The organism is Shewanella sedimentimangrovi (assembly GCF_017354965.1).
Classification (GTDB): Bacteria; Pseudomonadota; Gammaproteobacteria; order Enterobacterales; family Shewanellaceae; genus Shewanella; species Shewanella cyperi.
Genome location: NZ_CP071502.1, coordinates 2,333,632 through 2,353,289, shown reverse-complemented (window position 1 = coordinate 2,353,289; position 19,658 = coordinate 2,333,632). Strand labels below are relative to the sequence as shown.

General features: G+C 54.9%; 22 protein-coding genes. 14 read left to right on the top strand and 8 right to left on the bottom strand.

Annotated elements, in window-relative coordinates; genetic code table 11:
- Positions 1-15: 15 nt before the first annotated feature.
- Positions 16-222: a cold shock domain-containing protein CspD gene (cspD, locus tag JYB85_RS10200; protein WP_207319952.1), complete on the bottom strand. Its 207-nt coding sequence runs from the start codon at positions 220-222 to the stop codon at positions 16-18.
- Positions 223-417: 195 nt separating this feature from the next.
- On the opposite strand from cspD, the gene clpS reads away from it, so the two are divergent.
- Positions 418-726 carry an ATP-dependent Clp protease adapter ClpS gene (gene clpS, locus JYB85_RS10195; RefSeq protein ID WP_207319951.1) on the top strand — a complete coding sequence of 103 codons (309 nt, stop codon included), beginning with the start codon at positions 418-420 and terminating at the stop codon, positions 724-726.
- A 48-nt stretch (positions 727-774) separates the two neighbouring features.
- Positions 775-3,033: an ATP-dependent Clp protease ATP-binding subunit ClpA gene (gene clpA, locus JYB85_RS10190; protein ID WP_207379223.1), complete on the top strand. Its 2,259-nt coding sequence runs from the start codon at positions 775-777 to the stop codon at positions 3,031-3,033.
- A gap of 63 nt (positions 3,034-3,096) precedes the next feature.
- Here the strand turns inward: clpA and infA are convergent, their stop codons facing one another.
- From infA to aat, 3 genes are all read right to left on the bottom strand, one after another.
- Entirely contained in the window at positions 3,097-3,315 is a 219-nt protein-coding gene (infA, locus tag JYB85_RS10185; protein ID WP_006081934.1) for a translation initiation factor IF-1, read from the bottom strand.
- A gap of 112 nt (positions 3,316-3,427) precedes the next feature.
- Positions 3,428-4,141 (bottom strand): arginyltransferase, encoded by a 714-nt coding sequence (locus JYB85_RS10180; protein WP_207324025.1) that lies wholly within the window; start codon positions 4,139-4,141, stop codon positions 3,428-3,430.
- Complete coding sequence (gene aat / locus JYB85_RS10175; protein WP_207379222.1) at positions 4,128-4,841, bottom strand: leucyl/phenylalanyl-tRNA--protein transferase; 714 nt, start codon at positions 4,839-4,841, stop codon at positions 4,128-4,130. The genes JYB85_RS10180 and aat overlap by 14 nt, the downstream gene beginning before the upstream one ends.
- 51 nt (positions 4,842-4,892) lie before the next feature.
- Here aat and JYB85_RS10170 point away from each other — a divergent pair, with 51 nt between their 5' ends.
- The gene (locus JYB85_RS10170) at positions 4,893-5,357 is read left to right on the top strand and encodes an outer membrane lipoprotein (protein WP_207379221.1); all 465 of its coding nucleotides are present in this window, start codon (positions 4,893-4,895) and stop codon (positions 5,355-5,357) included.
- A gap of 64 nt (positions 5,358-5,421) precedes the next feature.
- On the opposite strand, the gene JYB85_RS10165 is transcribed toward JYB85_RS10170, so the two are convergent.
- Positions 5,422-5,784, bottom strand: a complete 363-nt coding sequence (locus JYB85_RS10165; protein ID WP_207379220.1) for a hypothetical protein — start codon at positions 5,782-5,784, stop codon at positions 5,422-5,424.
- A 188-nt stretch (positions 5,785-5,972) separates the two neighbouring features.
- Between JYB85_RS10165 and JYB85_RS10160 the strand changes: the two genes are divergently transcribed.
- On the top strand, positions 5,973-6,725 hold the full coding sequence (locus tag JYB85_RS10160; RefSeq protein ID WP_207379219.1) for a Nif3-like dinuclear metal center hexameric protein: 753 nt from the start codon (positions 5,973-5,975) through the stop codon (positions 6,723-6,725).
- Positions 6,726-6,805: 80 nt separating this feature from the next.
- On the opposite strand, the gene tnpA is transcribed toward JYB85_RS10160, so the two are convergent.
- Together tnpA and metG are read right to left on the bottom strand one after the other, a co-directional pair.
- Complete coding sequence (tnpA, locus tag JYB85_RS10155) at positions 6,806-7,252, bottom strand: IS200/IS605 family transposase (RefSeq protein WP_207381940.1); 447 nt, start codon at positions 7,250-7,252, stop codon at positions 6,806-6,808.
- A gap of 170 nt (positions 7,253-7,422) precedes the next feature.
- A complete protein-coding gene (gene metG / locus JYB85_RS10150) occupies positions 7,423-9,447 on the bottom strand; it encodes a methionine--tRNA ligase (protein ID WP_207379218.1) in 2,025 nt (674 codons plus the stop codon).
- A gap of 159 nt (positions 9,448-9,606) precedes the next feature.
- Between metG and apbC the strand changes: the two genes are divergently transcribed.
- The 9 genes from apbC to JYB85_RS10105 are packed head-to-tail and all read left to right on the top strand — an operon-like array spanning position 9,607 to position 16,523.
- Positions 9,607-10,719, top strand: a complete 1,113-nt coding sequence (gene apbC, locus JYB85_RS10145; protein WP_207379217.1) for an iron-sulfur cluster carrier protein ApbC — start codon at positions 9,607-9,609, stop codon at positions 10,717-10,719.
- A gap of 11 nt (positions 10,720-10,730) precedes the next feature.
- A complete protein-coding gene (udk, locus tag JYB85_RS10140; protein ID WP_207319942.1) occupies positions 10,731-11,369 on the top strand; it encodes a uridine kinase in 639 nt (212 codons plus the stop codon).
- A 26-nt stretch (positions 11,370-11,395) separates the two neighbouring features.
- The gene (dcd, locus tag JYB85_RS10135) at positions 11,396-11,980 is read left to right on the top strand and encodes a dCTP deaminase (RefSeq protein WP_207319941.1); all 585 of its coding nucleotides are present in this window, start codon (positions 11,396-11,398) and stop codon (positions 11,978-11,980) included.
- 2 nt (positions 11,981-11,982) lie between these two features.
- Positions 11,983-12,798: an aminodeoxychorismate lyase gene (pabC, locus tag JYB85_RS10130; RefSeq protein ID WP_207379216.1), complete on the top strand. Its 816-nt coding sequence runs from the start codon at positions 11,983-11,985 to the stop codon at positions 12,796-12,798.
- Positions 12,795-13,805, top strand: coding sequence for an endolytic transglycosylase MltG (gene mltG, locus JYB85_RS10125; RefSeq protein ID WP_207379215.1), 1,011 nt, complete (start codon positions 12,795-12,797; stop codon positions 13,803-13,805). Before pabC ends, mltG begins: the two co-directional genes overlap by 4 nt.
- On the top strand, positions 13,802-14,428 hold the full coding sequence (tmk, locus tag JYB85_RS10120; RefSeq protein WP_207379214.1) for a dTMP kinase: 627 nt from the start codon (positions 13,802-13,804) through the stop codon (positions 14,426-14,428). Before mltG ends, tmk begins: the two co-directional genes overlap by 4 nt.
- A 59-nt stretch (positions 14,429-14,487) precedes the next feature.
- A complete protein-coding gene (gene holB / locus JYB85_RS10115; protein ID WP_267459512.1) occupies positions 14,488-15,363 on the top strand; it encodes a DNA polymerase III subunit delta' in 876 nt (291 codons plus the stop codon).
- Between the two features lies 1 nt (position 15,364).
- On the top strand, positions 15,365-15,691 hold the full coding sequence (locus JYB85_RS10110) for a PilZ domain-containing protein (RefSeq protein ID WP_207319936.1): 327 nt from the start codon (positions 15,365-15,367) through the stop codon (positions 15,689-15,691).
- A gap of 43 nt (positions 15,692-15,734) precedes the next feature.
- A complete protein-coding gene (locus JYB85_RS10105; protein ID WP_207379212.1) occupies positions 15,735-16,523 on the top strand; it encodes a TatD family hydrolase in 789 nt (262 codons plus the stop codon).
- 306 nt (positions 16,524-16,829) lie between these two features.
- Here the strand turns inward: JYB85_RS10105 and rsmF are convergent, their stop codons facing one another.
- On the bottom strand, positions 16,830-18,233 hold the full coding sequence (gene rsmF / locus JYB85_RS10100) for a 16S rRNA (cytosine(1407)-C(5))-methyltransferase RsmF (RefSeq protein ID WP_207379211.1): 1,404 nt from the start codon (positions 18,231-18,233) through the stop codon (positions 16,830-16,832).
- 72 nt (positions 18,234-18,305) lie between these two features.
- On the opposite strand from rsmF, the gene JYB85_RS10095 reads away from it, so the two are divergent.
- A complete protein-coding gene (locus tag JYB85_RS10095; RefSeq protein WP_207379210.1) occupies positions 18,306-19,532 on the top strand; it encodes a nucleoside recognition domain-containing protein in 1,227 nt (408 codons plus the stop codon).
- Positions 19,533-19,658: the final 126 nt, after the last annotated feature.

Here is a 19,658-nt window from a genome sequence, read left to right as displayed (position 1 = left end):
CCTGTCAGCAAAATATCATTTTGCCGGCGAAATCGCTGAAGCGTGCATCCCTTTAGGGCCCTGTTCCACTTCGAACTGGACTGGTTGGCCTGCTTTTAGAGTTCGATAGCCTTCCATTTCGATAGTTGAATAGTGCGCAAAAACGTCCTCACCACCTTCATCAGGGCAGATAAACCCGAATCCTTTGGCGTTGTTGAACCATTTAACAGTTCCGCTTGCCATACTTCCACTTCCTTCTGTTGTCTACTTCCCAGTAAGATAGTAAAACCTGATTGAGCAGGGTCCGTATCTCCGCTCGATGAACAGAATGAAAGCAGCACTTGTGGATGTCAAGCGAAAATTAACAAAGAAGCAACATCTGCGTAAATTCGCGGTATCATTTGGTACTGCCAAATCCGAGAGGCTAAAATTGCTATTATGGCGAAAGCAGGAAATATCGAGCGCGTGGTCGAACGCGCTGACACCGAACTGATGCCACCCCCCATGTATAAGGTAATCCTCAATAATGACGATTACACCCCCATGGATTTTGTGGTAGAAGTACTTCAACTGTTCTTCAGAATGAATGAGCATCAAGCCACGGAAGTCATGTTGCAAATCCATCATCAGGGGAAAGCGGTGTGTGGTGTGTTTCCCTTTGGCATAGCTGAAACCAAGGTAGTGCAGGTGAACCAGTTTGCCAGACAAAATCAACATCCATTGCTGTGTTCACTGGAAAAAGCCTAACCCGAGTAGCTAGTTATTGCGCATGTGTCGTATTTTGAGGGGGTGCCTATGCTGAACAAAGATCTCGAAGTGACCTTAAATCTGGCGTTTCAGCAAGCCAGGGATGCCCGTCATGAGTACATGACGGTTGAACACCTGCTGCTGGCGTTGATAGACAACCCTGCCGCCCAGGCAGCATTGCTGGCCTGTGGTGCCGATATAGATAAACTCAGGGATGAAGTGGCGAGCTTCATCCAACAGACCACTCCACTTATCACAGATCCCGACGATGACCGGGAAACCCAGCCAACACTGGGCTTTCAACGGGTATTGCAGCGGGCCGTATTCCATGTGCAGTCATCCGGTCGCAATGAGGTGACGGGGGCCAACGTCCTGGTGGCGATTTTCAGCGAGCAGGAATCCCAGGCCGTTTACTTGCTCAGGCGCAGTGATATCACTCGCCTGGACGTGGTGAATTATATTTCCCATGGCTTCTCCAAGAACGAGGATGCGCCCGCACCTCAGGAGCAGGAGCGCATTGAAGATCACAGCGAAGGCGAAGAGCAGAGCAGTATGCTGTCGCAATTTGCCAGCAATCTCAATCTGTTGGCAAGTCAGGGCAATATTGATCCCCTGATAGGACGACATGATGAAATTGAGCGCTCCATTCAGATCCTTTGCCGTCGTCGCAAAAACAATCCCCTGTTGGTCGGGGAGGCGGGCGTAGGTAAAACCGCCATTGCCGAAGGCCTGGCCTATCGGATAGTCAACAACGATGTGCCCGAGGTGATGCAGGAAGCCACTGTATATTCTCTGGATCTTGGTGCCCTGTTGGCCGGTACCAAGTATCGGGGTGATTTTGAAAAACGCTTCAAGAATTTGCTGAAAGAGCTGAGCAGCGACAAGCACGCGATACTGTTCATCGATGAAATTCATACCATCATAGGTGCCGGTGCGGCCTCAGGTGGTGTAATGGATGCATCCAATCTGCTTAAGCCCTTGTTATCCAGTGGCAATCTGCGCTGTATGGGCTCAACCACCTTCCAGGAATATCAGAGCATATTCGAGAAGGACAGGGCGCTGGCGCGCCGCTTCCAGAAAATCGATATCAATGAGCCCAGCGTGGCAGAAACCACCAAGATTTTGCAGGGCCTCAAGAGCAAGTACGAAGAGCACCATGGGGTGCGGTACACCCTGGCGGCCCTGAGTGCTGCCGCGGAGCTCAGTGCCAAGCACATCAATGACAGGCACCTGCCGGACAAGGCCATAGACGTCATCGATGAAGCCGGCGCCAGAATGGCAATGCAGCCCCTGAGCAAGCGCAAGAAAACCATAGGTCAGGCGGAAATCGAGTCGATCATCGCCAAGATTGCCAGGATCCCGGAAAAATCGGTTTCCAGCAGTGACAGGGAAATGCTCAAGAACCTGGAACGTAACCTCAAGATGGTGGTTTTCGGCCAGGACAAGGCCATAGAAAGCCTCAGTGCCGCCATTCGCCTGTCCCGCAGTGGTTTGGGCACCGAAACCAAACCCGTCGGCAGCTTCCTGTTTGCCGGTCCCACAGGGGTGGGTAAAACCGAAGTCACCAATCAGTTGGCCAAGTGCCTGGGGCTCAAGCTGACCCGCTTCGATATGTCCGAGTACATGGAATCCCATACAGTGTCGCGCCTGATTGGTGCGCCTCCGGGATACGTGGGTTATGACCAGGGCGGTCTGCTGACCGATGCCGTCATCAAGCATCCACACAGTGTGGTGTTGCTTGATGAGATAGAAAAGGCGCACCCGGATGTCTATAACCTGCTGCTGCAGGTGATGGATCACGGTACCTTGACCGACAACAATGGCCGCAAGGCAGACTTTCGCAATGTGACCCTGGTGATGACCACCAATGCCGGGGTACAGGAAACAGTGCGTAAATCCATTGGCTTCAAACAGCAGGATCACAGCCACGATGCCATGTCGGAAATCAACCGGGTCTTTTCACCCGAGTTCCGTAACCGGCTCGATTCCATCATCTGGTTCAACCATTTGGATATGACCATCATAGCCAAGGTGGTGGACAAGTTCCTGGTGGAATTGCAGGCACAATTGGACACCAAGCGCGTGACTCTGCATGTCAGCGACGAAGCCCGAACCCTGCTCGCCGAGAAGGGTTACGACAAGGCAATGGGTGCCAGACCCATGGCCCGGGTGGTGACCGAGCTTATCAAGCGGCCCCTGGCCGATGAGATACTGTTTGGTACCCTGGAGCAGGGCGGTATTGCCCATGTGGATGCCAAAGAGGGTGAGATAGTGATCAGCACAGAGTGTGCCGAGAAGGTGACCTGACCCCGCTGTTTCAGGTAATTAAAAACCCGGCTCAGGCCGGGTTTTTGCATAATTGAAGCGGGATTAGCGGGCGCGGAAGACGATGCGACCCTTGGTCAAGTCGTACGGGGTCAGCTGAACGGTTACCTTGTCGCCGGTCAGGATCCGGATGTAGTTTTTGCGCATCTTGCCGGAGATGTGGGCAATCACCACATGACCGTTTTCAAGCTCTACGCGAAACATTGTGTTTGGCAAGGTCTCCAGAATGGTGCCCTGCATCTCAATGTTGTCTTCTTTCGCCATTAATTAATTGTCCCATTAGCCTTCAAATATGAAAAACGGGCGTATCATGCCGCAATTTACCCGGACTGTAAAGGGGAGCGGCTAAATGATTACCGGCCCGGCGAGGGGAAATTCAACTTCTGGCTTCGCCGTATTCCCAACCCATGGGACCAAGAATTTGATAGGGGTGATAGAGGCGTTTGTAGTTCATCTTGCGATTTTCATCTATTTGATATCCAAGGTAGAGAAAGTCCTTTCCCCAATCTCTGGCTATCTGTATCTGAGTCAGGATCAGCTGGCTGCCAAGGGAGCGTTTGTCATAATCGGGATGGAAAAAGCTGTAAATGGCAGAAAGGCTGTTGGGCAGCACATCTGTGACCGCCACAGCCACTAAATTGCCCTCAAGCCGCAGCTCGAGAAATTGCGGTGGCAACCAATGGCAGCGAATAAAGTGCTCGAATTGCTCTCTGCTGGGGGGGAACATGGGGCCATCATGGTGTCTTTGACGAATATAGGCATCGTACAGGGCATAATGCTCGTCACTGCTCTGGCTCACCATATGCCAACTCAAATCCCTGTTACCCGCCAGGGTGCGCTTTTGTCGCCTTGATGCCCTGAATTCCTTGACCGGCAAACGCAGAGGTTTACAGGCATCACAATGGGGGCAGCGGGGCTTGTAAATGGCATCGCCGCTGCGTCTGAATCCCAGTGCCAGCAGTCGCTCAAACAGGCTGCTGTCGAGGCTGCTTTCCTGAATTATCAGCAACTGCTCCTGCTGCCCCTCGATATAGCTGCAGGGAAACAGGCGGCTGATGCCAACGCTGATACGGGTATTAACAGGCTCCAAGTTTCACCTCCCCCGGCTGCCAGCAATTCCGGCTGACTTCCAGATCCCGCAGTTGTTTCAATCGTGCCAGAAACTCGGTTCTGCTGATGCTCTGGGCTCCCAAACTTTCCAGGTGTGGGTTCATGACCTGGGCATCAAGCAGTTTAAATCCATGGGAAAAGAGGTGTTGATGCAGGGCCAGCATGGCAATTTTGGAGGCATCTGTGTGGCGATGAAACATGGATTCACCGCAGAACACCTGGCCAACGGCCAGGCCATAAAGGCCGCCCACCAGGCGCTCGCCGAGCCAAACTTCCACCGAATGGGCACGTTGCTGCACATGTAATTCCCGGTAGGCCATTTGTATTGTGGTGGTGATCCAGGTGCCATCCTGTTTGGCCCTTGGCTGGGCGCAACCGGCCATGACATCGGAAAAGGCCTGATTGATGGTGATGCGCCAGGGATGGCGTCGCAGGGATTTTTTCAGGCTCTTGCTGATGTAAAGCTCGCCCGGAATAAAGACCGCCCGGGGATCCGGCGACCACCAGAGTATGGGGTCATCGGCGTTGAACCAGGGGAATATGCCTTCGTAGTAGGCGGCCAGCAGGCGGTTGGGGTGCAGTGAACCCCCTATGGCAAGCAAACCATTGGGATCGGCCAATGCCAGTTCCGGCGAAGGAAATTGCACCAGCTCGTCATCGATAAAGGACAGAGAGTTCACAATTGCATATTATTTAAGAGAGCCTCTTTATAAGTTAGCGGAAAATATCTTATGTGGAAACCTGTACTCTTTGGGTTGATGCTGGTGCTGATGCCTGTTACCTCCGCCCTGGCGGAGTATGAACGCAACCAGGCCGTGCCGGTGGAAAAGGTGGTCTATGGTGAAGTGCTGTCGGTACGGCAGATCAGCGAGAGCCAATTGGTGGAAGACAGAAATCGGGGGTGGCGCACCTTCGGCGGGGCCTTGCTCGGTGGCGTCATTGGCCATCAATTCGGCAGTGGCACTGGCCGGGATGTGGCGACCGTACTCGGCGCCCTGATCGGCGGTGGTGTGGCCAATCAAAGCGGTGGCGCCTATTACCGGCAATATCGCTTGCTGGAGCTGATGATCCGCCAGGAGGACGACAGTCAGATTATGGTGATCCAGGATGCGGATCCCGGTATGCCGCTCAAGGCCGGTGATCAGGTGCGGGTGGTCTATCTGGTGGGCTCGGTGCGGGTCGATTTGGCCATGTAAAGCAGCGCCAAAGACGGTTGGCAAACAGCAAGGCCGCCCTGGGCGGCCCTGTTGCTATGGGGGTTTAAAAGCCCCGAGGCAATTGGTTCTTTCCCTGGGCCTGCAGTTTTTGGCGCCATAATTCTTTGGGGGTCAGGCCGCCTGCATTGCCATCTGTCTTAACGGCCGGCTTCTTTGTCGGCGCTGCTTTGGCGGCTGTTGGCTTGGCCGTTGTGGGTTTGGCTGGAGCTGCTTTTTTGGCCGCCACGGGCTTGGCGGCGCCACTCAGCTCTGCCAGCATGGCTTCCAGCTCGCCAAAGCGCAGAGACTTGCCATCATCAATCTTGTACCAGCTACCTTTTTGCTCAATCACCACCTTACGGCCTTGTTGTTGTTCCAACGCCGCTTCCAGGGCTGCAATCACCTCTTCTTTGGTCAGTTTTGACATAGAATCAACCTATCGCTGTTATTGTTTACATTTCAGTTATGGCGGCAATTTTAAAAGTCTGGAACGCCTATGTCCAATTTCGAGGGCAAATTTTCGCCAACGGCGATGGATCTGGCTGCTAATCGCCTTGAGTATCAGCGAGCTAAGGGTACACTGGGAACCAAATGGTCACTATGGAGGAGGGCGCAATGAAGCGCACTGAGTTAGACGCATACCTGGCAGATTTTCTGCAAATCAACAGATTCAAAGACTATGCCCCCAATGGCTTGCAGGTTGAAGGCAAGGAGGAGGTCCGCACCCTGGTGACCGGTGTGACCGCCTGTCAGGCCCTCATAGACAAGGCCATAGCGCTAAATGCCGATGCACTGCTGGTGCACCACGGCTTTTTCTGGAAAAACGAGCCCGAGGTCATTACCGGCATGAAGCAGCGACGCATCAAGGCGCTGCTGCAACACGATATCAGCCTCTTCGGTTATCATCTGCCGCTCGATGCCCATCCCGTGGTCGGTAACAATGCCACCCTGGCCGACAAGCTGGGACTGATTGAGGCCGAAGCCCACGAGAGTATGGGCGATGGATTGCTGTGGTGGGGTCATACTGAGCTGTCACAGACTGCCGCCGAATTCACCGCCACCCTGGAGCGAGCCCTTGGCCGCACACCGCTGCACATAGGTGATCCTCAAGGGACCATCCACAGTGTGGCCTGGTGTACCGGCGGTGCCCAGGATTATATCGATATGGCGGTGCAGTTGGGCGTGGATGCCTTTATCAGCGGCGAAGTGTCTGAGCGTACCTTCCACTGCGCCCAAGAGCAGGGGATCCACTATTTCGCTGCCGGGCACCATGCTACCGAGCGCTTTGGCATTGAGGCCCTGGGTCAGCATTTGGCGCGCAAGTTTGGCCTTGAGCATCATTTTGTCGATATCAGCAATCCCGTCTGATCTTTGCCGGATGACAGCAGTAAAAATCCACCTGCATAGCAGGTGGCTTTGACACAGCCCCCTAAAAGGGGGCTTAAAAACTAACCTTCCAACCCTAACGCTATTTGCCGTTTCTCTTCTTCTTTGGCTGTCTTTTCCTGGTGCCGTACATATCTACGGATTATGTCTTCGTTTGCTCCTACTGAGTCCACAAAATAACCCCGTTGCCAGAAGTGATTCCCCCAAAGCTTGTGCTTTCTTAAATAAGGAAATTTGGCAAACATCCTGATCGCGGTTCTCCCTTTAACAAAACCCATTAAATCCGACACGCTTAGACTGGGTGGGGTTCTGACTACTAGATGGACATGATCTTCCTGAACATTTAGTTCCACGACTCTGCATTTCTTCATGTTGCAGTAAACATAGATACTTCGATAAAGCTCTCTGCCGAGATTACCTTTCAGGATTTTGTACCTGTACTTGGGTGTCCAAACGAGGTGATACTGACAACGATAGAATACGTGAGACGCGGATTCATATCTGCTCATGCTACTTACTCCTTGATTTGCTGGTAACAAACCGAGGGAGTATTTAGCATGGGCATTCTCCGGGCAAAGCCCCACCAGAACGATCACCACCTCCATAGGAGGTGGTTTTAGGGTGACAATAAAAAAGGCCGCAAACGCGGCCTTTTTTATTTGGGTCTTATTTGACCCAATTATTTAACCCGCATACCGGGCTTGGCACCTTCGTGCGGCTCAAGTACCCAGAGATCCTTGCCGCCGGGACCGGCTGCCAGCACCATGCCTTCTGACATGCCAAAGCGCATCTTGCGTGGTGCCAGGTTGGCCACCATCACGGTCAGCTTGCCTTCCAGATCTTCCGGATTGTAGGCAGATTTAATACCGGCAAACACCTGACGCACTTCACCGCCGATATCCAGCTGCAGTTTCAGCAGCTTGTCGGCTTCGGGCACGGCTTCGGCCTTCTTGATGAGGGCGATGCGCAGGTCAACCTTGGCAAAGTCTTCGTAGTTGATGGTCTCGCTGATGGGATCGTCCACCAGGGGCCCTGTGGGCTTGGCTTCGGTAGCCTGCAGGTTCTCCTTGGAGGCCTCCACCATGGCGGCGACCTTATCCAGCTCCACACGCTGCATCATGGGCTTGAATACGGCAATTTCGTGGCCGGCGAGATCTAATTCCAGCTTGTCCCAGCACAATTCCAGCTGCAGGAAGTCTTCCACATCCTTGGCCAGGCGTGGCAGCACGGGCTTGAGGTAGGTCACCAGAATACGGAACAGGTTCAGGGCATTGGAGCATACCTGATGGGCCTCTTCCTGTTTGTCGTCCTGCTTAACCAGCTGCCAGGGGGCGGCATCAGCCACATAACCGTTGGCCAGGTCCGCCAGCGCCATGATTTCCCGCATCGCTTTGCCGTATTCGCGGCTTTCGTAATACTCGGCGATAAGATCCTGCTTGAGGAGGAAGGTGTCAGCCAGGCTGGTATCCTTGATTTCTGCCAATCGGCCATCGAAGCGCTTGCTGATAAAGCCGGCGGTACGGGAGGCCAGGTTCACCAGTTTACCCACCAGATCCGAGTTAACCCGCTGGGCGAAGTCTTCCAGGTTCAGGTCCAGATCGTCGATGCGGGCGCTGAGCTTGGCGGCATAGTAGTAACGCAGGTATTCAGGGTCCAGATGATCCAGATAGGTGCGGGCCTTGATAAAGGTACCCTTGGACTTCGACATCTTGGCACCGTTGACAGTCACGTAGCCGTGGGCATAAACGCTGCTGGGCTGGCGGAACCCGGCGCCGTGCAGCATGGCGGGCCAGAACAGGCTGTGGAAGTAGACTATGTCCTTGCCGATGAAGTGGTACACCTCGGCCTTGGAGTCCTTGTTCCAGAACTCGTCGAAATTAATGTCGCCGCGCTTGTCACAGAAGTTCTTGAACGAGCCCATGTAACCTATGGGCGCGTCGAGCCAGACGTAGAAATACTTGCCGGGTGCATCCGGAATTTCAAAGCCGAAATAAGGTGCATCGCGGGTGATGTCCCACTGTTGCAGTCCTTGCTCGAACCACTCATCAAGCTTGTTGGCCATTTCAGATTGCAGCGCACCGGAGCGGGTCCACTCTTTGAGCATGCCCTCGAAGGCGGGCAGATCAAAGAAGAAGTGCTCGGTCTCTTTCATCACCGGGGTGGCGCCGCTGACCGCCGAGCGTGGATTGATAAGCTCTGTGGGGCTGTAGGTGGCACCGCAGGCGTCACAGTTGTCACCGTATTGATCTTCGGACTTGCACTTGGGGCAGGTGCCCTTGACGAAGCGGTCCGGCAGGAACATGGACTTTTCGGGGTCAAACAGCTGGGAGATGGTTTTACTCTTGATAAAACCATTGTCCCTGAGCTTCAGATAGATATCGCTCGCCAGCTGACGGTTTTCGTCGCTGTGGGTGCTGTGATAGTTATCAAAGGCAACGTTGAAATCGGCAAAATCCTGCTGATGCTCGACGTTGACCTGGGCAATCATGTCCTCGGGGGCCATGCCGAGCTGCTGGGCCTTGAGCATGATGGGGGTACCGTGGGCATCGTCGGCACAGATATAGTGACACTCGTGGCCACGCAGCTTCTGATAGCGCGACCAGATGTCGGTCTGAATGTATTCCAGCATGTGCCCCAGGTGGATTGGGCCATTGGCATAGGGCAGGGCGCTGGTGACAAGGATCTTGCGTTGTGAATTTGCCATTTTTCTCAAAATCATGTTAGTCCCGGAATAATTGGCCTAGATACTAACCGATAGCTCACGGTTTTTCATCAAAAGCCTGTGCGACTGTGCTATTTATGCACGCATCTTTTCGTCAATATCTGATACACTTGGCCAAATTTTTGTCCGGGGGAAATTGCCTTGTCTCAAATTGCCGCTGACTATCGTCTGGATGGCGCCTTGCTCGGCCCAGTGCTCGCCCAGCTCGATGCCCACATTGACCTTTATTTGGGGCGCGGATTGGTCAGTGCCGGCTGCGTGACCAGTCTGGCAATGCAAGGCGACAGGCTGCAACTGGGGCTGAGCTATCCCTATCCCTGTAGCGGCGTCCAGGCGGAAACAGCTGGTCAGTTGGCGACCGCGTTAACCCGCTTGCCCGCCATTAAGTCGGTGGATTGTGAGTTCAGCTTCGTGGTCCCCAAGACCTCTGCCGACAGGCAAGGCACCCTGGCCAAGGTGGCCCACATTATCGCCGTGGCTTCCGGCAAGGGCGGCGTGGGAAAATCCACCACGGCGGTGAATCTGGCGTTGGCCCTGGCAGTAGAAGGCGCCAGGGTCGGGATCCTCGATGCCGATATCTACGGCCCCTCAATTCCTTTGATGCTGGGCATTGCCGATTTCAAACCCCAGTCAGACGATGGGGTGCACATGAACCCGGCCAGGGCCCACGGTATCTGCGCCCAGAGCATAGGCTTTATCATTAACGAAGAGCAGGCCGCGGTTTGGCGCGGCCCCATGGCGGCCGGTGCCCTGGTGCAGCTTATCAACGAAACCGCCTGGCCCGAGCTGGATTATCTGGTGGTGGACATGCCACCGGGAACCGGCGATATCCAGCTGACCCTGTCACAAAAGGTGGCGGTCAGTGGCGCCGTGGTGGTGACCACACCCCAGGATATTGCGCTGCTGGATGCCAAAAAGGGCGTCAATCTGTTCCAGAAAGTGAATATTCCCGTACTCGGGATAGTGGAAAATATGAGTTATCACCTGTGTCCCGCCTGTGGACACAAGGAACATCCCTTCGGTGCCCATGGCGGTGACAAAATTGCCCAGCGTTATGGCGTGCCCATGCTGGGTGCCTTGCCACTGAATATCCGCATCAGGGAAGGCATGGATGTAGGGCAACCTTCAGTGGTGGCCGAACCTTCGGGTGAACTTGCTGCAATCTACCGGGAGATTGCCCGCAAGGTGGGGGCGCAATTGGCGCTGTCACACAGTCAATCCGGTGTTTCTATCAGTCTTTCAGATGACGAGTAAGGTCCAAAAGTATGAATTCGCAGCAATGTGTCATTATCGGAATTGCCGGAGCCTCCGCCTCGGGCAAGAGCCTCATTGCCAAAACCATATATGAAGAGTTGTGCCACGATCTGGGCACAGATCAAATAGGCGTAATCGCCGAAGACGCCTATTACAGAGATCAGAGTCATCTGTCGATGGAAGAGCGGGTGCAGACCAATTATGACCATCCCAAGGCCATGGACCATCAGTTGCTGGGGCAGCACCTGAAGGCGCTCAAGGAAGGTCAGCCGGTGGAGATCCCTGTATACAGCTACACAGAGCACACCAGGATGAAAGAGACCCGCACCATGACCCCGAAAAAGGTCATCATCCTGGAAGGGATACTGCTGCTCACCGATCCCGAACTCAGGGAGCAAATGGATGCCAGCGTCTTTATGGATACGCCGCTGGATATTTGCTTCCTGCGCCGCCTGACCCGCGATGTGGCCGAGCGTGGCCGGACCATGGAGTCCGTCATCAGCCAGTACAAGAAGACGGTCAGGCCCATGTTCTTGCAATTTATCGAGCCTTCAAAGCAATATGCAGACATCATAGTTCCACGTGGCGGCAAGAATCGTATTGCCACCGACATATTGAAGGCCAGGATCCAACACCTGTTGGCAAAATAATTACGACTCAGGGAGTAACAGGCAAGATGCGCTTGACCGACATTGAAATTGAACAGGCCCTTGATGAAGGCACCATATTGATTGAACCACGGCCCGGCAGCGATGCCATCAGTGGTGTCAGCGTGGATGTGCGCCTGGGCAACCAATTCCGCGTGTTTCAGGACCATACCGCGCCTTTTATCGACCTGAGCGGTCCGTCCCGTGAGGTACAGGAAGCCCTCGACCGGGTGATGAGTGACAAGATAGAGATTGCCGACGGCAATGCTTTCTTCCTCCATCCCGGGGAGTTGGCGCTGGCGGTGACCCATGAGAGTGTGACCCTGCCCGCCGACATAGTGGGCTGGCTTGATGGTCGTTCCTCCCTGGCCCGTCTGGGCCTGATGGTGCATGTGACGGCCCACCGAATCGATCCGGGTTGGCAGGGCAAGATAGTGCTGGAGTTCTATAACAGCGGCAAACTGCCCTTGGCATTGCGCCCGGGTATGACCATTGGTGCACTCAATTTTGAACGCCTCAGCGGCCCGGTTGCCCGGCCCTACAACACCCGTAAAAACGCCAAGTACAAAGATCAACAGGAAGCGGTAGCGAGCCGCATCAGCCAGGACAGCTGACCATGGCGGTGTGGGTCAATGGTGTGCAAACGGACCAGATCTCGGCCCTGGATCGCGGTCTGGCCTATGGCGATGGTCTGTTCGCCACCATGAGGGTTTCCGGCTCCGGAACCATACTGATGCTGGAACATCACCTGCTGCGTTTGAGCCAGGGCGCTGCGCGTATCGGCATAAAGTGGTCCCCTTCGGACAAGCTGCAAGCACAGCTGCAACACCTTGCCGCATTGCATCCCGGTCAATGCCTTAAATTGGTGCTGACCCGGGGCTGTGGTGGTCGCGGTTATCAGCCGCCAGCAGAGGCCAAGGCCTCCGAAATCATCAGTTTCAGTCCTGTCCCGGCCCATTACCCAAGGTGGCAACAGCAAGGTGTCGCCCTGGCAAGCAGCGAAGTGCGGCTCGGCCGTCAACCTTTGCTGGCCGGCATTAAGCACCTTAATCGCCTTGAGCAGGTGCTGATCCGCAGCCAAGCCTTGCCCGAGTGGGCCCAGGATTGGCTGGTGCGCGACAGTGATGGATTGATCATTGAAACCTCCATGGCCAACCTGTTTTTTGTCACGGAAGAAGAAGTGTTAACGCCTGCTATCACCCGTGCCGGTGTGGCCGGTGTCACCCGGGAGCAAGTGATCAAGGCCCTGTTGGCGCTTGGCTATCGGGTGCGTTGCTGCGATCTTGATGACAGCGTGCTGGCCCAAAGCCGGCATGTGTTCCTTTGTAATAGTTTGCTGGGTCCTGTGAATGTGCTGCGCATAGACCAATGCTCCTATCCGCCTTTTGAACATACGGATAGCATGAGGCACATGATGGATATGAGCCTATGACGCGGCTGTTAAAAACCATAGCTACTGCGCTGTTGAGCCTGTCATTGCTGGCTGCGCTGGCCGCTTACTGGGGTTGGCAGCAGGTACAAGAGTTTGCCGATGCACCACTGTCGCTTGATTCCCCAATTGAATTAAAGGTAGAACGTGGCACCTCCGCCAAGGCCTTGGGCAGGCAACTGGTGGCCCAAAAGCTGTTAGCGGATAATTGGCAGTACCCCTGGCTGTTGCGCCTGCAGCCCGAACTTGGTGCTATTCGCAGTGGTTTGTACCAGGTGGAACCCGGCACCAAGCTCAGGCAGTTGCTGGCGCTCTTGGTCTCAGGAAAGACCAAGGTGTTCAGTGTGACCCTGGTGGAAGGGTTAACGGTAAAGGAATGGCAAAGCCAGTTGCAGACGGCCGCCCACCTGACCTGGGTGGAACAACCATTTTTGAAAACCTTGCAGGATAATGGCGATACCAGTGGCTTGCCTGAGGGTAAGTTTTTTCCTGACACCTACAGCTATCATGCCGGCGACAGTGTGCTCGACCTGCTCGATCAGAGTCACAGGAAAATGCTGCAGGAGCTAAACAGTGCCTGGGCCCAGCGCGCTGCCGGACTGCCACTGAAAGATCCCTATGAGCTGCTGATCCTGGCCTCCATTATTGAAAAGGAAACCGGCCGCGCCGATGAGCGTCCCTTGATAGCCGCGGTGTTTGTCAATCGGCTACAGCGCAAGATGCGTCTGCAGACAGATCCTACTGTGATTTACGGCATGGGCGAACGTTTCAAGGGCAACATCAGTCGTAAGGATTTGCGGGAGGCCACTCCCTTCAACACCTATCGCATTGATGGTCTGCCGCCGACACCCATAGCGGCGCCGGGCCGGGCCGCCTTGATGGCCGCCGCCCAACCTGCCGCGGTTAATTATTTGTATTTTGTGTCCCGCAATGACGGCAGTCACGTATTTTCAGTTAGCCTGGCCGAGCACAACAGGGCAGTTAACCAGTTTCAGAGAAAAGCACAATGAGCCAGAATTCAGCCCGTTTTATTGTTATTGAAGGCCTGGAAGGTGCAGGCAAGTCCAGTGCGGTGAGCCTGGTACGTGATTTTATTGAAAAATACACAGGCCATGCGCCCCTGTGCACCCGAGAACCCGGTGGTACACCACTGGCAGAGAAAATTCGCACCTTAGTGAAGACCGCTGAGCCCGGCGATCCCCTGTGTGATGAGGCCGAGTGCCTGTTGATATATGCAGCCCGTGCCCAGTTGGTGGCGAACGTGATTAAGCCCGCGCTGGCAAGGGGCCAATGGGTGCTGGGTGACCGGCACAATTTGTCTTCTTTGGCCTATCAGGGCGGTGGCCGGGGGCTGATGTCCCTGGTGGAAACCGTCAGTCGCGCCACACTTGGGGACTTCAAGCCGGATTTAACCCTGTATCTTGATATAGAGCCGGCCCTGGGCCTGCGGCGGGCCGCCCGACGGGGCGAGTTGGATCGCATTGAGCAGCAGGAGCTGGCATTTTTTGAGCGTGCCCGCGCCACCTATCTTGCCAAGGCGCAGGAAGATGACAGCATAGTGGTCATAGATGCCGGTCAGGATATGGCCGAAGTACATAAAGATATTTTAGCCATGCTGCAACAGCGTCTTTGATTGCCGGGAAACCAACCATGATACAGATGCCCTGGCTTAGTGCTCCCCTTGGCAGTTTCATGCAATTGCTGATGGCAGGCCGCTTGCCCCACGCCATCCTGGTGGGGATGGACGGGGGATTGGGCGCCGAACACTTGCTTGGCGATATTGCCAAGGCGGCGTTGTGCCTGACGCCGACCGCAAAAGGGGCCTGTGGTCATTGCAAGGGCTGTCAATTGATTGCCGCGGGTAACCATCCGGATCTGTACCGGGTGCAGGCCGATGGTCACCAAATCAAGATCGACCAAATCCGGAGCCTGTGTCAGGATCTGACCAGCACCTCTCAGCAGGGGGGCAGACGGGTTGCCATAATCTACGAGGCAGAGCGCATGAACATAGCCGCTGCCAACGCGCTGCTGAAAACCCTGGAAGAACCGGGGCGAGACACCTTGTTGCTGCTCCAAAGTAACCAGTCAGCGCGCTTACTGCCGACTTTGGTCAGCCGCTGTCAGCGCTTGCCATGCCAGGAACCTTCGCCCGAAGTTGTCTCTACCTGGTTGCGGGGCTTGAGTCCGGAAGGGGAAGATGTCAGCTGGTGTCTGCCGGTATGTGGCGGTCCGGTAAAGCTGGCTGAGTTATTGCAGGGTGATGGCTACAAACAACTGTCACAACTGAGAAAAGATTGGCGCCAAAGTTTGTCGAGCGGACATCTCTATGCTAGTTTGATATCTATAACTGAAGAACAAATTACTGATGCACTTAAAGTTTTATATATCGAACTGAAATCCGATCTAGAACGGGGCTGGCCTCAGGATGCGTTTCAGCGTAATAATATCGCCCGGCTTGCCGCCGAAATTATGCATGTTTGTCAGGGATTAACTGCAATGCCGAATGTGAATTGTCAGGCATTGTGTCAAAAAGTCGTTTTGGATTATCAGCGAATTGTAAGCAGCTAATATGGTAGATCTTGTGGTTAACTTTGACACTTTACACCAGTTGTATCGTGCCTATATGCCTTTTATTAAACCGGCCGGGTTGTTTATTGCCACCAGTGAAGCCCATTACCTGGGGCAGGAGCTGACCATAGGCTACCGCTTACCCGGCGCAACCACGGCCCACGAGTTCAGTGGTGTGGTGGTGTGGATTAATCCGATTGGCGCCTCCGGTGGTCGTCCCGCCGGCATAGGGATCAAGATCCTCACCGATGCCGACACTCACAAACATCACATAGAGACCCTGTTGTCACGGGAGCTGGCCTCCGGTGATTTGACCTGCACCATGTAGCTCTGTATCCTTGCCGTCCCCTTAGTCAGCCGGATATTTTACTGTGCTTATCGATTCCCATTGCCATCTTGACAGGCTTAAAGCTGCCCCCACCCAGGTAGAACTGACGCAACTGCTCAGTGACGCCAAAGCCAGAGGGGTGGACTACATGCTGTGCGTCAATGTACGGCAGAAGGGATTCCAGTCGATGCTGGACAAGGTGGCTGGCTTTGAGCAGGTATTCCTTTCCAGCGGCGTCCATCCCCTGGATGTCAAAGAAGGTCTGGATGTGGATGAGCTTCGCACTTTTGCCGCCCATCCCCGGGTGGTTGCCATTGGCGAAACCGGGCTGGACTATTTTTACGCCGATGATTCCCGCGAACTGCAACAGCAATGTTTTGCAGATCAGATAGCCCTGGCCCGTGAAGTCAACAAACCTTTGATTGTGCATACCCGCGATGCCCGCGAAGACACCATAGCCCTGTTAACTCAGGGTGGGGCAGATAAGGTTGGCGGTGTGCTGCATTGTTTTACCGAGACCTGGGAAATGGCCAAGGCTGCCATGGATCTGGGTTTTTATATCTCGGTCTCCGGGATAGTGACCTTCAAAAATGCCGCCGAGTTGCGTAATGTGATCCGCAAGGTGCCCAAAGACAGGCTGCTGGTGGAAACCGACTCACCCTATCTTTCGCCGGTGCCGCACCGCGGGCAGGAAAATCAACCCGCCTATGTCCGAGACGTGGCCGAGTTTGTTGCCCAGTTGCGTGGTGAAAAGTATGAAGACTTGGCCGAGTATACCAGCGAGAACTTCTTCACCTTGTTCAAGGACGCTGCACGGTTGATTGGCCGCTGATTGGATGCTTATTGGCGGAGCCCCAAGTTTCCTTCCTTGAAAAATCGCCCATAAAAAAAGGCCCAAAACTATTCCAATTGTTTTGGGCCCAGGGGAATGGCTCAATAAATGAGCCGTGCGCTACTGGTTAAAAGCCGCCTTGGCAGCTTTTGCAAAAATCCGCCCCTGACGTTCAGGGTCACTGCCACTAAGTGTAGACACAGCCATCAGCCATTGCTTAATTAATGTGCAATTATTTTTGCTTCAGCTGTAAGAAAATGTGACATGGCTCGCAACTCATGGCGGTAGCAAGTGCCAATGTGCCTATCAACTCTGCACCTTATCCCTGACCAAGTCCCTCGGAAGGCCGTTTTTCAGCCTGTTCCCCAGGTGCTTCACCACACCAAGCGGAGCCCCCTGGCACCAGACCAGTTTTTCGCCTGAGGCCTTGGCGGGGACGTCCAAGGCGATGTCCCGTCCCATAAGGTATTGGCACGCCTGCTCTTCATCCAGCACCAATGCCTTGTTTTGGGTACCGAACGCGATGACTGCTTCGTGGCGCACTTTCAATCCGTGTTTGGCGTCGTCGGCCAGCTTGATGCCGATACGCTGAAAACGCATTTTGCCCTGCAGTGCTTCGAAGCCGTCCGGGAACCACCAGAACTCGTCATCTCTGGCCATAAGTTGTCCTTCGTCGGGCCAGCTCAGTCCCAAGTCTGCAAAGGCCTGTTGTAGCCTGAGTGCATCCTTGTTGGCGGCCTTCTGAAATGGGAACTGCTTCTGCAGCCTGGGTTCTGGATGCTCCCTGGGGACCGAGGCGGTTTTTCGCAGTCTGGCAACAAAGAAGCCCTCACTGTCGTATATTTGGGGCCAAATATGCAGGAACCCTTCGCTGGTCAACGCCTTGTGGGCACCGTCGAACAAGTTTTCCAGGGACTCGAACTCGACCGCATCGCCGTACTTTTGCTTGAGGTGGAGGCAGACATCCTGGTTTTCCCGCCGGTTCAGGGTGCAGGTGGAGTAGACCAGCACACCGCCCGGCTTAAGGGCCAGAAAGGCGGAGCTTATCAGCGCCTTCTGGGTATCGGCTATGGCATCGATTTCGCTTTCATCCCAGTGCTTCAGGGCATCGGCATCCTTGCGCACCGTACCTTCACCGCCGCAGGGGGCGTCGAGCAGCACAGCATCAAAGGTTTCATACAGGTATTCACCAAATACCCGACCGTCAAAATGGGTCAGGGCGCAGTTGTATACCCCCATGCGGAGCAAGTTGGCGTGTAATACCTTAACCCGACTGGAGGAATATTCATTGGCAACCAGCAGCCCCCGGTTGGCCATCAGGGCCGCCATCTGGGTGGTTTTGGAGCCGGGGGCCGAGGCGACGTCCAGCACTGTATTCGGTTCATTGTCCTTGAACAGTGCCGTTGGCGGCAGCATGGAGCTGGCTTCCTGAATGTAAAACAGGCCCTGCAGATGAGCGCTGAGATTTCCGGGTTGACACTCCTGGGGGTATTGCACCCAAAAGCCATCCCGACACCAGGGAACGGGCTCGAATTGCCAGCCCTTGGGCTCCAGCAGCGCCTTCAACTTTGTCGCATCTGTTTTCAGGGTGTTGACCCGAATGGCGGGGCGCAAAGGCAGGCCGCAGTAATGAATAAAGTCGTCCAGCGACAGATGGGCAGGCAAATCTTTGGCGATGCTATTGATAAATTTTTGATTTAACTGAACCATAGTAGGCCATAGCGGTAAAAAACTGGCGCGATTATAGCAAACAAAGGCGCCTCTGTGGCATGGGAGTGCGATGTGCTGAATCGGGTTTGGCTGGGCTTTTTCTTGATCTCCATGGCGGCGGTGGTCATTCGTCTGCTGCAAGGAGAATTGGCGGTATTGTCCCAGACGGTGGAGGCGCTGTTCGCCAGCGCCAAGTTGGCTGCGGAAATCGCCATAGGCCTGGTGGGCGTGCTGGCCCTGTGGATGGGGCTGATGCGCATAGGCGAGCGGGCCGGCATGGTGGCCTGGTTGGCCCGGATAACGGAACCGCTCCTCAGTAAACTAATGCCCGAGATCCCCCGGGGACATCCTGCATACGGCAGCGTGACCATGAACTTGACCGCCAATCTGCTCGGACTGGACAACGCCGCTACCCCTCTGGGCCTTAAGGCCATGCACGATTTACAAAGCGTCAATCCCAGCGCTGCCGTGGCCAGCAATGCCCAGATCCTGTTTCTGGTGCTCAATACCTCCTCCGTGACCCTGGTGCCCGTGACCGTGTTCCTGTTTCGAGCCCAGCAGGGGGCCGTGGCGCCGGCGGATGTGTTTTTGCCTATTTTGCTCGCCACCACCAGTTCCAGCCTGGTGGGATTATTGGCCGTTGCCTGGGTGCAGCGTCTGCCCTTGCTCAATACCCTGGTGCTGGGTTATGGCGCGGTGCTGTTTGCCGGATTGGGCGCCTTGGTGTGGTACCTGATGGGCCTTGGCACAGATGCCATTGGTGCCTTTTCCACCAACCTAGGGAATGGGGTTTTGCTGGCCCTGGTGTTTGCCTTTGTACTGCTGGCGGCGCTGAAGCGGGTGGCGATTTACGATGAGTTTGTTGATGGCGCCAAGGAGGGTTTTGCCCAGGCCGTGGCCCTGATCCCTTATTTGTTGGCTATGCTGCTGGCGATTGGTTTGCTGCGGGCATCCGGGGCGCTGGATGTTGCTCTGGGCGTGTTGGCTACCATGGTGCAGTCCTTGGGACTGGATGGACGCTTTATCGATGCCATGCCAACGGCTTTAATGAAACCCTTCAGCGGCAGCGGCGCCCGGGCCATGATGCTGGAAACCATGAATCATTTTGGCGTGGACTCTTTTGCCGGTCGGCTTGCCGCCGTGGTGCAAGGCAGCACAGAAACCACATTCTACGTATTGGCCGTGTATTTCGGCGCCGTGGGCATAAGGTACAGCCGCCACGCTGTTCCCTGTGCCTTGCTAGCCGATCTGAGCGGGATACTGACCGCCATCGGGGTTTGCTATTGGTTTTACGGCTGATGGTTTTACGGCAAAGGCCAAGCGCTAAGCGCCAATAAAAAAGCCGGAATTATCCGGCTTTTTTATTCTATGTGGCACAGATATCAGCGCTGTGGCATAGATATCAGCGCTGTGGCTTAGATATCA